The sequence below is a fragment of the Hydrogenophaga sp. FW305-3-2-15-A-LB1 genome (assembly GCF_058787875.1).
In genome coordinates this window covers 28,188-44,855 of the sequence record NZ_JBYTAE010000049.1, presented here as the reverse complement: position 1 = coordinate 44,855, position 16,668 = coordinate 28,188, and the positions used below count along the sequence as shown (strand labels likewise).

Annotated in this window: 16 protein-coding genes; 3 read left to right on the top strand and 13 right to left on the bottom strand. The window is 70.1% G+C overall.

Features of this window, described 5'->3' with window-relative positions; genetic code table 11:
• The 4 genes from AC3WPZ_RS16130 to AC3WPZ_RS16115 form a co-directional block, all read right to left on the bottom strand.
• Positions 1-539 (bottom strand): DUF3348 family protein (locus AC3WPZ_RS16130; RefSeq protein WP_492440538.1); only part of this gene is annotated, 539 nt, incomplete at its 3' end.
• Between the two features lie 97 nt (positions 540-636).
• The gene (locus AC3WPZ_RS16125) at positions 637-1,962 is read right to left on the bottom strand and encodes a glycerate kinase type-2 family protein (RefSeq protein WP_492440536.1); all 1,326 of its coding nucleotides are present in this window, start codon (positions 1,960-1,962) and stop codon (positions 637-639) included.
• Positions 1,963-2,032: 70 nt separating this feature from the next.
• Complete coding sequence (locus AC3WPZ_RS16120; RefSeq protein ID WP_492440534.1) at positions 2,033-3,028, bottom strand: Bug family tripartite tricarboxylate transporter substrate binding protein; 996 nt, start codon at positions 3,026-3,028, stop codon at positions 2,033-2,035.
• A 46-nt stretch (positions 3,029-3,074) separates the two neighbouring features.
• Positions 3,075-4,292: a M20 aminoacylase family protein gene (locus tag AC3WPZ_RS16115; protein WP_382323527.1), complete on the bottom strand. Its 1,218-nt coding sequence runs from the start codon at positions 4,290-4,292 to the stop codon at positions 3,075-3,077.
• Positions 4,293-4,384: 92 nt separating this feature from the next.
• On the opposite strand from AC3WPZ_RS16115, the gene AC3WPZ_RS16110 reads away from it, so the two are divergent.
• Entirely contained in the window at positions 4,385-5,365 is a 981-nt protein-coding gene (locus AC3WPZ_RS16110) for a LysR family transcriptional regulator (protein WP_492440531.1), read from the top strand.
• 2 nt (positions 5,366-5,367) lie between these two features.
• Here the strand turns inward: AC3WPZ_RS16110 and AC3WPZ_RS16105 are convergent, their stop codons facing one another.
• From AC3WPZ_RS16105 to gcl, 3 genes are read right to left on the bottom strand one after another with little or no spacing between them, the layout of a single operon-like run.
• Positions 5,368-6,303, bottom strand: a complete 936-nt coding sequence (locus tag AC3WPZ_RS16105; protein ID WP_492440529.1) for a 2-hydroxy-3-oxopropionate reductase — start codon at positions 6,301-6,303, stop codon at positions 5,368-5,370.
• Positions 6,300-7,118, bottom strand: coding sequence for a hydroxypyruvate isomerase (hyi, locus tag AC3WPZ_RS16100; RefSeq protein ID WP_492440527.1), 819 nt, complete (start codon positions 7,116-7,118; stop codon positions 6,300-6,302). The genes AC3WPZ_RS16105 and hyi overlap by 4 nt, the downstream gene beginning before the upstream one ends.
• 30 nt (positions 7,119-7,148) lie before the next feature.
• A complete protein-coding gene (gene gcl, locus AC3WPZ_RS16095; RefSeq protein ID WP_382323524.1) occupies positions 7,149-8,936 on the bottom strand; it encodes a glyoxylate carboligase in 1,788 nt (595 codons plus the stop codon).
• 136 nt (positions 8,937-9,072) lie between these two features.
• On the opposite strand from gcl, the gene AC3WPZ_RS16090 reads away from it, so the two are divergent.
• Positions 9,073-9,987 carry a LysR family transcriptional regulator gene (locus AC3WPZ_RS16090; RefSeq protein ID WP_382160660.1) on the top strand — a complete coding sequence of 305 codons (915 nt, stop codon included), beginning with the start codon at positions 9,073-9,075 and terminating at the stop codon, positions 9,985-9,987.
• A gap of 6 nt (positions 9,988-9,993) precedes the next feature.
• On the opposite strand, the gene AC3WPZ_RS16085 is transcribed toward AC3WPZ_RS16090, so the two are convergent.
• On the bottom strand, positions 9,994-10,473 hold the full coding sequence (locus AC3WPZ_RS16085) for an Lrp/AsnC family transcriptional regulator (protein ID WP_382160664.1): 480 nt from the start codon (positions 10,471-10,473) through the stop codon (positions 9,994-9,996).
• Between the two features lie 70 nt (positions 10,474-10,543).
• On the opposite strand from AC3WPZ_RS16085, the gene AC3WPZ_RS16080 reads away from it, so the two are divergent.
• Entirely contained in the window at positions 10,544-11,503 is a 960-nt protein-coding gene (locus AC3WPZ_RS16080; protein ID WP_492440524.1) for an EamA family transporter, read from the top strand.
• Here AC3WPZ_RS16080 and AC3WPZ_RS16075 read toward each other — a convergent pair.
• The 5 genes from AC3WPZ_RS16075 to AC3WPZ_RS16055 are packed head-to-tail and all read right to left on the bottom strand — an operon-like array spanning position 11,466 to position 16,665.
• Positions 11,466-12,167 carry an alpha/beta hydrolase gene (locus AC3WPZ_RS16075; RefSeq protein ID WP_382323522.1) on the bottom strand — a complete coding sequence of 234 codons (702 nt, stop codon included), beginning with the start codon at positions 12,165-12,167 and terminating at the stop codon, positions 11,466-11,468. The genes AC3WPZ_RS16080 and AC3WPZ_RS16075 overlap by 38 nt on opposite strands.
• 35 nt (positions 12,168-12,202) lie before the next feature.
• Complete coding sequence (locus AC3WPZ_RS16070; RefSeq protein WP_382323521.1) at positions 12,203-13,504, bottom strand: TRAP transporter large permease; 1,302 nt, start codon at positions 13,502-13,504, stop codon at positions 12,203-12,205.
• On the bottom strand, positions 13,494-14,000 hold the full coding sequence (locus tag AC3WPZ_RS16065) for a TRAP transporter small permease (RefSeq protein ID WP_492433132.1): 507 nt from the start codon (positions 13,998-14,000) through the stop codon (positions 13,494-13,496). Before AC3WPZ_RS16065 ends, AC3WPZ_RS16070 begins: the two co-directional genes overlap by 11 nt.
• The gene (locus tag AC3WPZ_RS16060) at positions 14,000-15,031 is read right to left on the bottom strand and encodes a TRAP transporter substrate-binding protein (RefSeq protein WP_382160680.1); all 1,032 of its coding nucleotides are present in this window, start codon (positions 15,029-15,031) and stop codon (positions 14,000-14,002) included. The genes AC3WPZ_RS16065 and AC3WPZ_RS16060 overlap by 1 nt, the downstream gene beginning before the upstream one ends.
• Positions 15,032-15,084: 53 nt before the next feature.
• Entirely contained in the window at positions 15,085-16,665 is a 1,581-nt protein-coding gene (locus tag AC3WPZ_RS16055) for an indolepyruvate oxidoreductase subunit beta family protein (RefSeq protein ID WP_492440522.1), read from the bottom strand.
• Positions 16,666-16,668: the final 3 nt, after the last annotated feature.

Here is a 16,668-nt window from a genome sequence, read left to right as displayed (position 1 = left end):
GGCCAGGTGTCGGGGTGGGTCTGGCGCTGGTGTTCGAACCGCGCCTTGAGGAAGGCCGGCAGGCCGGCGAGCAGTCGCTGCTCGCGCCCGCCCAGCATCTGGTCCAGCGTGGCGTCCAGCGCGGCGAGCTGTGCCAGCCGGGGCGAGGTGGCGGCCAGGGTCTGGCGCAGGTGGCCGCGCAGCGCGTCGATGCCCATCTCCATGCGGCGCTGCTGGTCGAGGCAGCGCTGGTGGTGGGGGGCGAATTCGGCGTCGCTGGCGTCCACCGGCGGTTGGGGTGGCGTTGTGATGGACTGGCTGAGCGTGGCGCGCAGGCGCTGCAGCTCGGCCTGCGCATCGGCGGCGTTGTTCTTGACGGCGGCGCGCCGGGCCGTGACCGAGGGCAGGGTCTGGTGGGCCGAATGCAGGGCGATGGCGTCGGCCACGTTCAACCACTCGCCCAGGCGCTCGGCCATGTCCTGGCGCGGCACATCCGCCGACACGGGCAACCACCCGGCGAGCTGACGCACCAGGGCGGAACGGTTGAAATGGCTGCGCAAAAGACTTTCCTAGGGCGCCCTCGCGGGCGCGATCGACATCAAGCGGGTTGTGGGGGCTCCGCCGGCGGGGTTCACCGCCGGGCGGAACGCGCCGGTGTCACACCACCAGCACGGCCCGGAAGTCGTTCACGTTGGTGTGCGTGGGCCCGGTGATCACCAGGTCGCCGATCGGCTCGAAGAAGCCGTAGGCGTCGTTGCGGGCCAGGTGGTCGGTGAGCTTGAGGCCCTTTTCGCTGGCTCGGGCCAGGGTGTCGGGCGTCACCAGCGCACCCGCATTGTCCTCTACCCCGTCGATGCCGTCGGTATCGGCCGCCAGGGCCCACACGCCGGCCTGTCCGCCCAGGGCCTGCGCCAGGCCCAGGCAGAACTCGCCGGCCCGCCCGCCCCGGCCCTTGGCCTGGCCGGGCGCGCGTGGGCGCACCGTGACGGTGGTTTCGCCGCCGCTCAGGATCACACAGGGCGTCTGGAAGCTGCTGCGGCCCAGCGCGGTGGAGCGCGCCATCGCGCCGTGCACCTTGCCCACCTCGCGCGACTCGCCTTCGATCTCGTCGCTGAGGATCACCACGTTCAGGCCCAGGGCCCGCGCCGCCTCGGCGGCGGCCTCCAGGCTTTGCTGCGGGGTGGCGATGAGTTCCACCGCGTGGCCCTGCAGGCGGGCGTCGCCGGGTTTGGGGGTTTCGAGCGCGCCGCTCTCCAGCTGCGCGCGCACCGCCGGCGGCACGTCGATGCCGTAGCGGCGCAGGATGTCCAGCGCCTCGGCGCAGGTGGAGGCATCGGCCACGGTGGGGCCGCTGGCGATCACGCTCACGTCGTCGCCCGGCACGTCGCTGATGGTGAGCGTGACCACGCGCGCGGGCGCGCAGGCCGCCGCCAGGCGCCCGCCCTTGATGGCCGAGAGGTGCTTGCGCACGGTGTTCATTTCGCCGATGTGCGCGCCGCTCTCCAGCAACTGGCGGTTGATGCGCTGCTTGTCTTCCAGCGTGAGGCCTTCGCAGGGCAGCGTGAGCAGGGCCGAGCCGCCGCCGGAGATCAGGCACAGCACCAGGTCGTCGGCCGTGAGGCCATCGGCGAGTTTCAGGATGCGCTGCGCGGCGTCGAGCCCGGCCGCGTCGGGCACGGGGTGGGAAGCCTCCACCACCTCGATGCGCCGCGGCAGGCCTTCAGGCCGGGGCGGCGTGTGGTGGTAGCGCGTGACGACCAGGCCCGAGAGCGGCGCGTCGGCCGGCCACAGGGCTTCCACCGCCTGCGCCATGGCCCCGCCGGCCTTGCCCGCGCCCAGCACCAGGGTGCGGCCTTTGGGCGGTTTCGGCAGGCTCGCGGCCGTGTTGTGCAAAGGCAGCGCGCGCTGCACCGCCACGTCGTACAGGTGGCGCAGCAGGGCGCGGGGGTCGTTCAGACTGGGTGGGGTAGTCGGCTCGTTCATGAGGGGGAAGTCTAGCGACCCCAGGGTACATCGGGTTACAGACTGGTAACACCCGAAACCCACCCCCGACTCACTCGCGCATGTTCGCGAATTTCACCAAGCCCGCGTACTTCTGGAGGTCGGCGCGCATGATCTGCGCCAGGTCTTCGTTGCCGGCCGGCGGAATGGCGCCGCCCGCCTCCAGGCGCTGGCGGAAACCCGGCTCCGCCAGCCCCGCCTTGAGCGCGGCCGAGAGGCGCTGCGCGATCTCCGGCGGCAGTCCGCGCGGCGCGGCGAGCGCGAACCAGCCGACCAGGTCGTAGCCCTTGAGCTGCGGGTGCTCACCCAGCGCGGGCACCTGCGGCAAGGCAGGAAAGCGCTGCGCCGAGGTGATGCCCAGCGCGGTGATGCGCCCACCCTGAAGGAAGGGAGCGGCGGCGGTGGGCGAGACGATGGCGAAGTCCAGCGTGCCGCCGGCCAGATCGCTGGTGAGCGCGCTGGTGCCGCGGTAGGGAATGTGCGTGATGAACAGGCCGGCGCGCTGCTTCACGAGTTCGCCCGCGAAGTGCAGCGTCGAGCCCACGCCCGAGCTGCCGTAGCTGTACTTGCCGGGGTTGCGCTTGACCAGCGCGATGAACTCGTCGAGGTTCTTCACCGGCATCCCGGATCCGGCCACCAGCAGCACGGGCGCCGTGGCGATGAGGCCGATGGGCGTGAGGTCCTTGATCGGGTCGTACTTCTGCGCCGGGTTCACCAGGCCGGTGGCGGCCATCTCGTTGCTCGAACCGGCCAGCAGGGTGTAGCCGTCGGCAGCGCTGGACACCACGCGCTGCGCCGCGACGATGCCGGCCGCGCCCGAGACGTTCTCCACCACCACCGTGGTGCCGAGCTTGGCGGTGAGCACGTCGGCGACCACGCGCGCGGCCATGTCCACCGAACCACCCGGCGCGTAACCCACCACGATGCGGATCGGCTTGGTGGGGTAAGCGCCCTGGGCCAGGGCCGGGGAAGCCACAGCGACGAGGGCGGTGGCACCGAGGGCGGCGATGGCCGCGCGCCGGGAGAACGAGAGGAGCGGGTGGGACATGGTGGCGGTGCCTTCGTGGGTTGCGGGACAGGAGATGCGGCGCCGCTCAGCTCGCGGGCGCCAGGAAACGGCGCGCCAGCTGCACCCAGTAGCTCGCGGCGATGGGCAGCATGGCGTCGTTGAAGTCGTAACCGGGGTTGTGCACCATGCAGCCGCCGCTGCCGTGGTGCTCGCCCACGCCGTTGCCGACGATGAGGTAGCTGCCCGGGCAGTGCTCCAGCATGAACGAGAAGTCTTCGCTGCCGGTGAGCGGCTGCAGCTCGGGCAGCAGGCCCTCGTCGCCCAGCCAGTCGCGCGCGACCTCGCGCGCGAAGCGCGTGCTCTCCACGTGGTTGACCAGCGCGGGATAGCGCCAGTGGTAGTCCACCTCGGCGCGCACGCCCAGCGTGGCGGCCTGCGCCTGCACGAGCGCGGTGATGCGCTCGCGCAGCATGGCGCGGATCTCGGGGCGGTAGGCGCGCACCGTCAGGCGCATCTGCACGCTGCCGGGGATAACGTTGGGCGCGTCGCCGCCGTGGATCGCCCCCACGGAGATCACCGCCATCTCGCGCGGGTCCACGTTGCGCGAGACGATGGTCTGCAGCGCCACGATGATGTGGGCGGCGGCCACCACCGGGTCGGCCGCGAGGTGCGGCGAGGAACCGTGCCCGCCCTGGCCCTGCACCGTCACCATGACCGAATCGGACGAGGCCATGAACGGCCCTTCCTTGAAACCGAACTGGCCGACAGGAAAGCCCGGCATGTTGTGCAGCGCGTACACCGCGTCGCACGGGAAACGCTCGAACAGGCCTTCTTCGACCATGCGGCGGGCGCCGCCCAGGCCTTCTTCGGCGGGCTGGAAGATCAGGTTCAGCGTGCCGTCGAAGCCCCCTTCCTGCGCCAGGCAGCGCGCGGCGGCGAGCAGGATGGCGGTGTGGCCGTCGTGGCCGCAGGCGTGCATCTTGCCGGCCACGGTGCTCGCGTAAGGCAGGCCCGTGGTTTCCTGGATGGGCAGCGCGTCCATGTCGGCGCGGATGCCCAGGCGGCGCGTGCCCTGCCCCCGGCGCAGCGTGCCCACCACACCGGTGCCGGCCAGGCCCCGGTGCACCTCGTAGCCCCACTCGGCCAGGCGGGCGGCCACGAGGTCGCTGGTGGCGAACTCTTCGTAGGCGAGTTCGGGGTGGGCGTGGATCTGGTGCCGCAGGGCCACCATCTCGGCGGCGGTCTCGCGCACGGCGGGCAGCACTTGGTGAATGGCGGCAGCGTTGTCGATGCAGAAGTTCATGCCGGCGAGTCTATGAACCGCCCCCCGCGCGGGGTAGACAGGTCAAACTGCTCGACGCTCGCCGCTGCCTGTCGTGGACATAATGCCGTCATATGAAAGTGCACCAGCTCCGCTACCTCGCGACGGTGGCCGCCGAAGGCAGCATCCGCGCGGCGGCGCGCTCGCTGGGGCTGAGCCAGGCCACGGTGACGCAGGGGCTGCGCGAGCTGGAGACGCACGCCGAGATCGCGCTGCTCACGCGGCACGGCCACGGCATCGCCCTCACGCCGGCGGGCCAGGATCTGCTGGTCCACGCCCAGCGCGTGACGGCCCAGCTGCGCGAGGCCGAGGAGGCGCTGGCGCGCCACCGCGACTCGGGCGCCACGCAGCGGCTGTCGGTGGGTGTGACGCCCTGGGTCGCGCAGACGCTGCTCGCGCGCGTGGTGCCGGCCTTCCGGGCGGCCCTGCCGCACGTGCAGCTCGAGTTCTTCGACGGCCTGTCCGCCCTGGCCTACCCCAAGCTGCGCGAAGGCAGCCTGGACCTCATGATCGGGCGCATCGCCCCCGACGACGCGATGCAGGGCCTACAGGCCATGCCCCTGTTCAGCTACGACATGACGGTGGTGGCGCGCCTGGGCCACCCGCGCAGCGCCGCGCGCTCGCTGGCCGAGCTGCTCGACGACGACTGGATCCTCAACTTCGCGCCGATCGAGCGCGCGATGATCCTGGACAACCTGTTCGGGCAGCACGGTATCGAGCCGCCGCGCCAGCGCATCCACCTGGCGCACTCGGCCTCGCTCATGCTCACGCTGGTGCAGCAGACCGACATGCTCAGTTTCTGCCCCTGGCCGCTGGTGGAAACCGCCAGCCTGCGCGACCGCCTGGTGGCCCTGCCCTTGCGCGAGCGCTTCCGCTCCCACCTGGTGGGCGTGGTGCGCCGCGCGCAGGAAACACCCTCGCCCGCGGCGCGCAGCTTCATCGCGCTGTTCCTCGACGCGATGCGCCACTGGGCGGCCTCCCCCGACCACCCCGAGTGGCGCCATGTGCTGCGCTCGGTCGAATTGATCGACCCCGGCGCCGCCTCGGACGCCTGAGCTCAGGCCGCCGGTTCGGGGGCGATCTCGTGCTTCGCCATCAGCTCCAGGCTGCGGCACAGGGCCGAGTGGTCCAGCCCGGCCATGCCGTGGGCGGCGCAGCTTTGCATGAGCTGGGCCGCGCTCGCGGTGTGCGGCAGGCTCAGGCCCAGTTCCTTCGCGCCCTGCAGCGCGAGGTTCAGGTCCTTCTGGTGCAGCTCGATGCGAAAACCCGGGTTGAAGGTGCGCTTGACCATGCGCTCGCCATGCACCTCCAGGATGCGGCTGGCCGCGAAGCCGCCCATGAGCGCCTGGCGCACCTTGGCCGGGTCGGCGCCGGCCTTGCTGGCGAACAGCAGGGCCTCGGCCACGGCCTCGATGTTGAGCGCCACGATGATCTGGTTGGCCACCTTGGTGGTCTGGCCGTCGCCGTTGCCGCCCACCAGGGTGATGTTCCTGCCCATGGCAGCGAACAGCGGCTGGGCGCGGTCGAACGCGGCCTGTGGGCCGCCCACCATGATGGTCAGGCTCGCGGCCTTGGCGCCCACCTCGCCGCCGCTGACCGGGGCGTCCAGGTAATCGCAGCCCAGGGCGTTGATCTTCTGCGCGAAGGCCTTGGTCGCCATGGGGCTGATGGAGCTCATGTCGATCACCAGCTTGCCCACCCGGCCGTCCGGGCCGGTCGCGCTGTCTTTCAGGCCCTTGGCCACGCCGGTCTCGCCGAACAGCACGTCGTCCACGTGCGGTGTGTCGGGCACCATGGTGATCACGATGTCGGCGCGCCGCGCCACCTCGGTGGCGTTGGTGCACACGGTGGCGCCGGCTTCCGCGAAGGCCGCCGGGATCTTGCCGCGGCTGGCCACGAACAGCGCATGCCCGGCCTTGAGCAGGTTGAGGGCCATGGGCGCGCCCATGATGCCCAGGCCGACGAAGCCGACCTTGAGTCCGTCCTTGGTCATGCCGGTTCTCCTTGCAGTTCGAGCGTCTGGCCGTGCGCGGCCACCCACGAGAGGCCTTTGTCCGTGCCACCGGGGCCGGGGTCGCGCGGCTTGTATTCGCAGCCGATCTGGCCGGTGTAGCCCAGGTCGTCGATGGCGTCGAACAGGTAGCGGTAGTTGATTTCGCCGGTGCCCGGCTCGTGGCGGCCGGGCGTGTCGGCCAGCTGCATGTGGGCGATGCGCGGCAGCAGGTCCTTGATGGTGTTGGTGAGCTCGCCCTCCATGCGCTGCGCGTGGTAGATGTCGTACTGCAGGAAGAGGTTGTCCGAGCCGACCTCGTCCATCAAGGCGATCGCCTGGCGCGGCCGGTTCACGAAGAAGCCGGGGATGTCGAAATGGTTGATGGGCTCGAGCAGCAGGCGCACCCCGTGTTGCTTCGCGGCCTCGGCGGCGAAGCGCAGGTTGCTCACCAGCGTGGCCTGCGCCTGTGCGGTGCCCGTGCCCTTGGGCGGAATGCCGGCCAGGCAGTGCAGGTTCGGCGCACCCAGCGCGGTGGCGTACTGCAGGGCGCGCGCCACGTTGGCGCGGAACTCGTCCTCGTGGCCGGGCCAGCAGGCCTTGCCGCGTTCACCGGCGGCCCAGTCGCCCGCCGGCATGTTGTGCAGCACCAGCTGCAGCTGGTGCTCGGTCAGGCGCTGCCTGATCTCGTCGGGCTGGAAGTCGTAGGGGAACAGGAACTCCACCGACTTGAAGCCCGCGCGCGCGGCGGCGGCGAAGCGGTCAAGAAAGGGCAGCTCGTTCCAGAGCATGGAGAGGTTGGCGGCGAAGGTCGGCATGGGAAGGTGTCCTTGTCTCTGTTCTCGGGTTCAGTCCAGCAGGCCCACCGTCTCCAGGCCCTGCGGGGCGCGGCAGTCGATGGCCTCGAATTCGTTGATCTTGTCGATCTCGGTGCCCATGGCGATGTTGGTGACGCGTTCCAGTATGCATTCCACCACCACCGGCACGCGGTGCAACGCGGCGAGTTGCTGCGCTTCGCGCAAGGCGCCCTGCAGCTTCTCGGGGTCGGTCACGCGCAGGGCCTTGCAGCCCAGGCCCTCGACCACGGCGACGTGGTCCACCCCGTAGCCGCGCAACTCGCCCGCGCCCTCGTCCAGGTTCTGGTTGTCGAAGGCCAGTTGCACGCAGTAGTCCATGTCGAAGCCGCGCTGGCTCTGGCGGATCAGGCCGAGGTAGGAGTTGTTCACCAGCACGTGCACGTACGGCAGGCGGAACTGCGCGCCCACCGCGAGTTCCTCGATCAGGAACTGGAAGTCGTAGTCGCCCGAGAGCGCGACCACGTTCTTCGTCGGGTCGGACGCCACCACGCCCAGCGCGGCCGGCATGGTCCAGCCCAGCGGGCCGGCCTGGCCGCAGTTGATCCACTGGCGCGGGCCGTAGACGTGCAGGAACTGCGCGCCCGCGATCTGCGACAGGCCGATGGTGCTCACGTACACCGTGTCGCGGCCGAACACCTGGTTCATCTCTTCGTAGACGCGGTGCGGCTTCATCGGGATCTGCTCGAAGTGCGTCTGGCGCAGCATGAGGCGCTTGCGCTCGGCGCAGCGGCCGGCCCAGTTGGCGTAACTCGGCCAGCGGCCGGCGGCCTTGCGCTCGCGCGCCACGTCCACGAACAGCTGCAGCGCGGCCTTGGCGTCGGACACGATGCCGTAGTCGGGATCGAACACGCGGCCGATCTGCGTGGGCTCGATGTCCACATGCACGAACTTCCGGCCCTTGGTGTAGGTCTCCACCGAGCCGGTGTGGCGGTTGGCCCAGCGGTTGCCGATGCCGAGCACGAAGTCGCTCGCGAGCATGGTGGCGTTGCCGTAGCGGTGGCTGGTCTGCAGGCCCACCATGCCGGCCATGAGCGGGTGGTCGTCGGGGATCGTGCCCCAGCCCATGAGGGTGGGGATCACCGGCACGCCGGTGAGCTCGGCGAACTCCACCAGCAGGTCGGCCGCGTCGGCGTTGATGATGCCGCCGCCGGCCACGATGAGCGGCTTGGTGGACGCGGCCAGCATGTCCAGCGCCTTCTCGATCTGCCGGCGGTTCGCGGCGGGCTTGTAGACCGGCAGGGGCTCGTAGGTGTCGGGGTCGAATTCGATCTCGGCCATCTGCACGTCGAACGGCAGGTCGATCAGCACCGGCCCCGGGCGGCCCGAGCGCATGAGGTGGAAGGCCTGCTGGAACACGCGCGGCACCAGCGCGGGCTCGCGCACCGTCACGGCCCACTTGGTGACCGGCTTGGCGATGCTCTCGATGTCCACCGCCTGGAAGTCTTCCTTGTACAGCCGGGCGCGCGGCGCCTGGCCGGTGACGCAGAGGATGGGGATGCTGTCGGCCTGCGCCGAGTACAGGCCGGTGATCATGTCGGTGCCGGCCGGGCCGCTGGTGCCGATGCACAGACCGATGTTGCCGGCGCGCGCCCGGGTGTAGCCCTCGGCCATGTGCGAGGCGGCTTCCACGTGCCGCGCCAGGATGTGGCTGATGCTGCCGCGCTGGCGCATGGCGGCGTAGAACGGGTTGATGGCGGCGCCGGGCACACCGAAGGCCTGCGAGATGCCTTCCTTCTCCAGCACACAGATGGCGGCTTGCGCCGCGGTCATTCGGGCCATGATGCGATTCCTTACCTGGGTTGAGGGACTGGGTTCGATGCTAGGGAGAACCCTTCCTCTTGGGAATGGCAGCGGCGGTACGCTGATTCGATACTCCAGGTATGCAATGAGCCGCCAACGGCGTTAACATGCCGCCATGGACCGCTTCAAGGAAATCGAGGCCTTCGTGATGGCGATGGAGCACGGCAGCCTGGCCGCCGCCGCGCTGCACGCGGGCATCACGCCGGTGATGATGGGCCGGCGCATCGACGCGCTGGAGCGCCGCCTGGGCACGCAGCTGATCCACCGCTCCACCCGGCGCCTGGCGCTCACCGAGCAGGGCGCGGGTTTTCTGGACGAGTGCCGCACGCTGCTGGCGCAGTGGTCGGCCGCCGAGGCCACGGTGTCGGCGCAGAAGCACCGCGCCAGCGGCCACCTGGTGGTGTCGGCCCCGGCGGCCTTCGGGCGCCTGCACGTGGCGCCGCACGCCAGCGCCTTCCTCAAGGCCAACCCCGAGGTCAAGCTCTCGTTCAACCTCACCGACCGCGTGGTGGACCTGGTGCGCGAGGGCTACGACCTGGGCCTGCGCATCGGCGGCGCGATCGACCCCAACTTCGTCGCCGTGCACCTGGCCACCAACCAGCGCGTGGTCTGCGGCACGCCAGCCTACTTCCGCAAGCACGGCAAGCCGCGCACGCTGGACGACCTGAAGGAACACAACTGCCTGGCCTTCAACCTGCAGGGCGGCCAGCAGCGCGGCTGGTACTTCCAGCAGGGCGATCGCACGGTGACGGTGCGCGTGGAAGGCAACCTGGACTGCAACGACGGCGAGCTGCTGCACCGCTGGGTCAGCGAGGGCATGGGCCTGGGCTGGCGCTCCACCTGGGAGATCCAGGCGCAGCTGCAGCGCGGCGAGCTGGTCACGGTGCTCGACGAATTCGCCCTGCCCGCCTACGACATCCTGGCCGTCTACCCACAGCAGCGGCACCTGCCGGCCAAGGTGCGCTTCTTCATCGACCACCTCAAGAAGGTCTACGCGCGGCCCGGCTACTGGCTGCGCGAGACACCCTGAGCCGCCTCAGGCCTCGCGGTCGGCGGGCAGCTGCAGCGGGCGGTCTTCGAACTCGGTGTTGAGCACCACGGTGCTGGTGGTGCGCGCCACGCCGGGAATGGCCTTGATCTTGTAGAGCACCTCTTCCAGCGCGCGCGCGTGGGTGGTGCGGATCTTGGCCAGGAAGTCGTGTTCGCCGGCCACGCTGTGCAGCTCCAGCACCTCGGGCAGCTCGCGCAGGCGCGGCGCCACGTCGCGGCAGTGCGCGCCGCCGTCGTTGCGGATCGCCACGAAGGCGGTGAAGCGCAAGCCCACGCGGTCCGGGTCCACGCGCAAGGCGAAGCGTTCGATCACACCGCGCTCGGCCATCTTCTTCACGCGCTCGTGCACGGCGGCCGTGGACAGGCCCACCTCGGCCGCCACCTCGGCGTAGGAACGCCGGCTGTCGGCGCTCAGAACCGTAAGAATTCTGGCGTCCGTGTCGTCGATATTGATATTTGCTTGCATACGGCCGATATTGTGATCAAAATACAGTCATGAAGCGATATGCCGAATAATTTCCGCCAATCAACTCGCGATGCCTGCCATTTTCAACCTGAATCGCCTGGACCGCCAGACCCTGCGCCTGGGTGGCGCCCTGCTGATCGTCTACCTGGTCTGGGGCACGACCTACTTCGCGCTCGACGTGGCCATGCAGTCCCTGCCGCCCGTGCTCATGAACGGCGCGCGCTTCGTGCTCGCGGGTGTGTTGATGCTCGGCATCGCGCGCTGGCAGGGCCAGGCCTGGCCGACGGCGGCGCAGTGGCGCGCGAGCGCCCTCATCGGCGGCCTGATGGCTTTCGCGGCCATGGCGCTGGTGGTGCTGGCGCAGAAGGCCGGCATCGGCTCGGGCCTGATGGCCACCGTGGTGACCACCATGCCGATGTGGCTCGCGCTGTGGACGCGCTGGGGCGGCGAGCGCGTGCCCCTCACCAGCTGGATCGGCCTCGCGCTGGGCGCCAGCGGCGCGCTGCTGCTGGCGCTGGAGGGCGATTTTTCGACCACGTTGATGGGCTCGCTGTGCGCCTTCGGCGCGCCCTTGGCCTGGAGCCTCGGTTCCTACGCCTCGCGCCGCATGGCCCTGCCACCACCGGCCATGGCCTCGGCCGCGCAGTGGCTGCTGGGCGGCCTGCTCGGGCTGGTGGTGGCCGCGCTGTGGGAGCCGGGCGCGCGCACCGTGGCCTGGCAACAGGTGTCGCTGGCCTCGGTGCTGGCCTGGCTGTACCTGGTGGTCATGGGCACCATGGTCACGCTCAACGCCTACCTCTGGCTGCTGAAGAACACCACGGCGGCGCTGGCGGGCAGCTACTCCTTCGTGAACCCCGTGGTGGCGCTGTGCGTGGGCGTGTGGCTGGGCGGCGAGCGGCTCACCGGCTGGGTGTTCGTCGCGATGCCGGTGATCGGCCTGGCGCTGGCGCTGATCCTCTACGGGCGCGACATGGCGCGCCTGGCCGGCACGCTCATGCGTCGGCCAGGACCTTCAACAACCACACGTTGAGGTCGTCCACCTCCTGCGTGCTCACGGTGTGTTCCATCGGGTAGCTGTGCCATTCCACCGCATACCCCAGGCGCTGCAGCTCGTCGCGCGAAGCGATGGCTCGGTCGATGGTGACCATGGGGTCGTCTTCGCCGTGCGCGAGGAAGATGGGTGTGTCGCGGTTGGCCTCACCGCGCTCGGCGGCGGTGGTTTCGGCGATCGGCAGGTAGCCTGAGAGCCCCGCCAGCCCGGCCAGGCGCTGCGGCGCGCGCAGGCCGGTCATGAGCGTCATCGCGCAGCCTTGCGAGAAACCCATGAGCACGATGCGGTGGGCCGGCACGCCACGCGTGACCTCGCGGTCGATCAGGCCCTGCACCAGGCCTTGCGCGGCGCGCAGGCCGGCCTCGTCTTCGAGGCGCGGCACGGCCGGGTTCGCACTGGGCGGGTGGATGTCGTACCAGGCGCGCATGCGGTAACCGCCGTTGAGCGTGACCGGCAGCACCGGGGCGCTGGGGAACACGAAGCGCACCGGGCCGAGCGCGCGCAGGTCGAGCTCGCGCGCGATCGGCACGAAGTCGTTGCCGTCGGCGCCCAGGCCGTGCAGCACGATGATGGAGGCGGCGGGCTGGGCGGCGGCGTCGCCGCCGCTCACCGCTTCAAGGGTTTCGAGGAAAGGGGTGTTCATGAACGGCAGCATAGCGCCACGCGGGCGCCATGCCGCTATTCAATGAACCCTGGCAGCCACAGCGACAGGGCCGGGAACGCGCACAGGATCAGCAGGCGCACCACGTCCACCGCGATGAAGGGCATGGTGCCCTTGTAGATCGCGCCCAGCGGCACGTCGCGCGCGATGGAGTTGATCACGAACACGTTCATGCCCACGGGCGGGCAGATCATGCCGAAGGTCACCGCCATCACCACGATCACGCCGAACCACACCGGGTCGAAACCCAGCTGCATCATCGCGGGGAACACGATGGGCACGGTCAGCAGGATCATCGCGAGCTCGTCCATCACCGCGCCGAGGATCAGGTAGCCCACCATGATGAGCGCGAGCACGCCATACGGCCCCACCGGCAGGTGCACCAGGAACTCCACCGCGTTCTGCGTGAACTGGGTGATGGTGAGGAAGTAGCCGAACAGGTAGGCGCCGACCACGATCATCATGATGGCCGAGGACACGCGCAGCGCACCGATGAGGGCGGCCTTGATCTGTTTCCAGCCCAGGCGCCCGCGCAGCATGCCGATGGCCAGCGTGCCGATCGCGCCCACGCCGGCCGCTTCCTGCACGGTGAAGATGCCACCGTAGATGCCACCCAGCACGAACACGAACAGCACCACCACCGCCCAGAGCGGGCGCAGCGAGGCGAAGCGCTCGCCCCAGCCCAGGCGTTCGCCGCGGGGCATGGTGTCGGGCCGCAGGCGCGCCACGATGGCCACCACCACGCTGTAGAACCCGATCGCCATGAAGCCGGGGATGATGCCGGCCGCGAACAGCTTGGTGATGTCGGTCTCGGTCATGATGCCGTAGAGCACCATGATCACCGAGGGCGGGATCATGATGCCCAGCGTGCCACCGGCCGCGATCAGCCCGGCCGAGAAGCCCGGGTGGTAACCCGCGCGGCGCATCTCGGGCAGGGCCACCTGCGTCATGGTGGCCGCGGTGGCGACCGACGACCCGTTGATGGCCGAGAAGCCGCCGCAGGCCGCGATGGATGCCAGCGCCAGGCCGCCGCGCCGATGGCCCAGCCAGGCCCGCCCCGCCTTGAACAGCTCGGTGCTCATGCCCGAATGCGAGGCGAAAGCCCCCATCAGGATGAACATCGGGATCACGATGAGGTTGTAGTCGGTGAGCACCGACAGCGGCACGTTGGCCAACAGGTTCAGCGCGGGCGTGGTGCCCGAGAGCAGCGCGAAACCGCCCACGCCGGCGATGCCCATGGCGACGCCGATCGGCACGCGCACGGCCATGAGGGCGAACATGCCCACGAAGCCCAGCAGGGCCACCAGATCACGATCCATGGGCCGCTCCTGGCACGTCGTCGTCCACCGGCTCGGGGCTGGCCGCGCGGCCCTGCCACAGGTGCACCAGGCGCACCAGCGCCAGCACCCCCGCCACGCTGGCGCCCACGGCCGCCACGCTGTAGAACCACTGCAGCGGCAGCCGCAGGTCCATGGTGCCCTGGCTGCCGGTGCCACCCACCTTGACCCACACCATCCATGCCAGGGGCACGAGGAAGGCGGCGCTCAGGGCGGTGGCCAGCAGGTCCATGCGGCGCTGGCCCTTGGGGCTCAGGTGCTCCCACACAATGTCGACCCCGATGTGGGTGCCGTAGTAGGTGGCCAGGGCGATGCCCCAGAACATCGCGATGCCCTGCAGCATCTGCGTGCCGTCGAACCAGTCGGGGATCTGCATGCTGAACGCGTAGCGCAGCAGCACGTTGCCGGCCGTCAGCAGCGCGATCAGCAGCAGGAACAGCGCGGCCACCGTCTCGATGGCCGAGAACAGGCGCTTCATCAGCTGCCGGCTTTGCGGTTGGCCAGTTCCTTGCGCAGGTCATCCAGCGCGGCCTGGCCCTTGTTTCCCGCGGCGTCGGCGGCCTTCACCCACTGGGCGTACACGGGATCCACCGCCTTCTTCCACACGTCGAGCTGCGCGGGCGAGATTTTCACGATGGTGTGGCCCGGCGTCTTCTCCAGCTTGGCCTGGCCCGAGTCTTCCTCATCGCCCCAGGCGCCGCCGACCTTGCCGGCCCATTCGTTGTTGCAGTGGTCGTCGATGACCTTCTTCTGGCCGGCCGCCAGCTTGTCGTACCAGGGCTTGTTGAGCACCCACACGAAGTCGGAGGCGTAGAAGCGCATGTCGCTGTGGAACTTGACGGCCTTGTCGATGCCGAAGGACACGATGGAGTTCCAGGGGAAGGTGATGGCATCGGCCACGCCCTTGTCGAGCGCGTCGCGCGACTCGGGGGCCGAGACCTGCACGTTGGTCGCGCCCAGCAGCGTCATGGTCTGGGCCACGGTGCCGTTGGCCGAGCGGATCTTCATGCCCTTCAACTGGCCGGGTTCGGTGATCGGCTTCTTGGCGTGGAAGGTGCCGATGTGCACGTGCGCGAAGCAGAACTTCACGTCCTTCATTTCGGTGGCGGCGTAGGAGCGGTACCACTGGTCCAGCGCGGCCGAGCCGGGGCCGGGCTTGCCGATCAGGAAGGGCAGTTCACCGGCGGCGATCATGGGGAAACGGCCGGCCTGGTAACCCGGGTTCACCCAGGTCATCTCGGCGATGCCGTCGCGCGCCATGTCGTAGTGGTCGGCGGCCTTGCCGAGCTGCTGCGCCGGGAACAGGGCGACCTTGATCGAGCCCTTGGACGCCGCTTCCACCGACTTGGCCCAGGGCTCGAAACCGAGCTTGGCCAGCGGGTGCGAGGCCGGCAGCCAGTGCGCGAACTTCAGCTCGACCGCCTTGTCCTGCGCCTGCGCGATGGCCGCGCCCAGCAGAAGGGTTGCCATGGCAACAGCGCGCAAGGAAGTCTGGATCGGGTTCTTCATCTTTGTCTCCTGGTTGTTGAGGTTTTTCAAGAAAGGTCGCATGGTGCAGGCATTCATGCGTGAGGGGTGACCGTGGTTTCCCGGGGTGGGGCCTTCGCGGCCCAGAACACGGGCTGCGCCTTGGGGCCGGGCGCGGCGCGGTGCGCCTGGTTGAGCTTGCCTTCGGGATCGGCGAGCGTGGTCCGCAGGGCCTCGCGCAAACGGGGGGCGACCTGCTCGGCGTCGGCGGTGCCGCCGAGCACCGGCGCCACGTGCAGGGCCCACAGGCGCGCGTAGTTCTCGCGGCCGCGCACCTGCGTGTCGCCATAGCCCTTGAGCACCTGCGGCAGGCCCGCGAGCACCAGCGCCAGCGCGGGCGACTGCCGCAGCACCTGGCGCATGGCGGCGAGCCACACGCCCAGCGTTTCGTGCTCCTGCGCGTAGCGCAGCGAACGCGGCCGCAGCGGGCGCAGCCAGGCCAGGCTGCGCAGCATGAGATAGCCCCAGAGGCTGGTGGAGCGGATGTGCAGGCCCACATGGGCCTTGCCCATCCAGCCGCGCTTCGTGGCCAGCGCCACCAGCCACTGCCCCAGTGCGCGCGGCAGCACCGCCGCCACTTCATCGATACCGGGCTTGAAGTGCTCGGTGACGCGCACGATGTCGCCCGGCTTGGCCTGGGCTTCGCTCGCCACGCGCGCGTAGCGGCTGCGCCGCGTCTTGAGGTCGGCGACGCGGATCACGTCCTCGAAGCACATCCACAGCGCGAGGTGGCGCACCGCCTCTTCCAGGGCCTCGCTGGCGGCAGGTGGCGTCGCGTCCACCAGGCCTTGCACATGGTCGAAGAAGGTCTGGGCGTAGCGGTCGTTCTGGTAGTCGCGGCAGCGCAGCGCGCCGTGCGCGGCGAGCAACTGCACGGCGGGCGGCCAGGTCTGCAGGCGCACCATCCACTCGCCCTGCAACACAGACGGCAGCTGGGCATCGGCCAGGACCTGCAGCGCGTCCTTCGACACCTCGGTGGCGGGGGTAGAAGGTTGCGCGGCCTCGTCGAACGCGGCGGAAAAACCGGCCAGGCTGGCCTGCACGCCCTTGCCGGATTCGCGGATCACGTCCTCGCACACGCTGCGCGGCCAGGGCAGCACACCGGCGCCGGCGAGCGCGCCGAACATCACGGCGGAGACCACGGTGCCAGTCTTCACGGTCACGGCTTCCATGTCGAACAGCACCGCATGGCGCGCCAGCGCGCGCGCGGCATCGGCCAGGCGCTGCGGGTCCTGCCGGCCGTCGGCCATGTGCATCTTCTCCACCGTGGTGTAGACGCGGTGCGTGGACGCGATCAGCGTGGTGCGGCCGGTCACGAAGCCGCGCTCGACCATGCGAGCGGCCTCCAGCAGCTCGCTGGCCACCAGCACGTCCACGCGGCCGGCCACCGGTGTGAGGCCGAACACGGGATGGGCCGACCCGCTCACGGGTTCGCGCAGCAGCTCGATGTAGTAGCTGGTGGCGCCGGTGCGCTGCGCCACGCCGGGCACCGAGGTGGCCTGCACCGGCAGGCCGTGGCGGCGCGCGCACTGCACCAGCCAGTCGGCCAGCACACCGCCGCCTTCGCCGCCGAGCGCGGCGATCAGGATGCCGTAGGAGTTGTCTTGTGGGGTCATGGC

Coding starts and splice junctions, on each gene's coding strand:
- AC3WPZ_RS16055 (WP_492440522.1), bottom strand. CDS start 16,665: ATGACCCCACAAGACAACTCCTACGGCATCCTGATCGCCGCGCTCGGC.
- gcl (WP_382323524.1), bottom strand. CDS start 8,936: ATGGCCCGAATGACCGCGGCGCAAGCCGCCATCTGTGTGCTGGAGAAG.
- AC3WPZ_RS16075 (WP_382323522.1), bottom strand. CDS start 12,167: ATGAACACCCCTTTCCTCGAAACCCTTGAAGCGGTGAGCGGCGGCGAC.
- AC3WPZ_RS16110 (WP_492440531.1), top strand. CDS start 4,385: ATGAAAGTGCACCAGCTCCGCTACCTCGCGACGGTGGCCGCCGAAGGC.
- hyi (WP_492440527.1), bottom strand. CDS start 7,118: ATGCCGACCTTCGCCGCCAACCTCTCCATGCTCTGGAACGAGCTGCCC.
- AC3WPZ_RS16115 (WP_382323527.1), bottom strand. CDS start 4,292: ATGAACTTCTGCATCGACAACGCTGCCGCCATTCACCAAGTGCTGCCC.
- AC3WPZ_RS16070 (WP_382323521.1), bottom strand. CDS start 13,504: ATGGATCGTGATCTGGTGGCCCTGCTGGGCTTCGTGGGCATGTTCGCC.
- AC3WPZ_RS16080 (WP_492440524.1), top strand. CDS start 10,544: ATGCCTGCCATTTTCAACCTGAATCGCCTGGACCGCCAGACCCTGCGC.
- AC3WPZ_RS16085 (WP_382160664.1), bottom strand. CDS start 10,473: ATGCAAGCAAATATCAATATCGACGACACGGACGCCAGAATTCTTACG.
- AC3WPZ_RS16105 (WP_492440529.1), bottom strand. CDS start 6,303: ATGACCAAGGACGGACTCAAGGTCGGCTTCGTCGGCCTGGGCATCATG.
- AC3WPZ_RS16125 (WP_492440536.1), bottom strand. CDS start 1,962: ATGAACGAGCCGACTACCCCACCCAGTCTGAACGACCCCCGCGCCCTG.
- AC3WPZ_RS16120 (WP_492440534.1), bottom strand. CDS start 3,028: ATGTCCCACCCGCTCCTCTCGTTCTCCCGGCGCGCGGCCATCGCCGCC.
- AC3WPZ_RS16060 (WP_382160680.1), bottom strand. CDS start 15,031: ATGAAGAACCCGATCCAGACTTCCTTGCGCGCTGTTGCCATGGCAACC.
- AC3WPZ_RS16065 (WP_492433132.1), bottom strand. CDS start 14,000: ATGAAGCGCCTGTTCTCGGCCATCGAGACGGTGGCCGCGCTGTTCCTG.
- AC3WPZ_RS16090 (WP_382160660.1), top strand. CDS start 9,073: ATGGACCGCTTCAAGGAAATCGAGGCCTTCGTGATGGCGATGGAGCAC.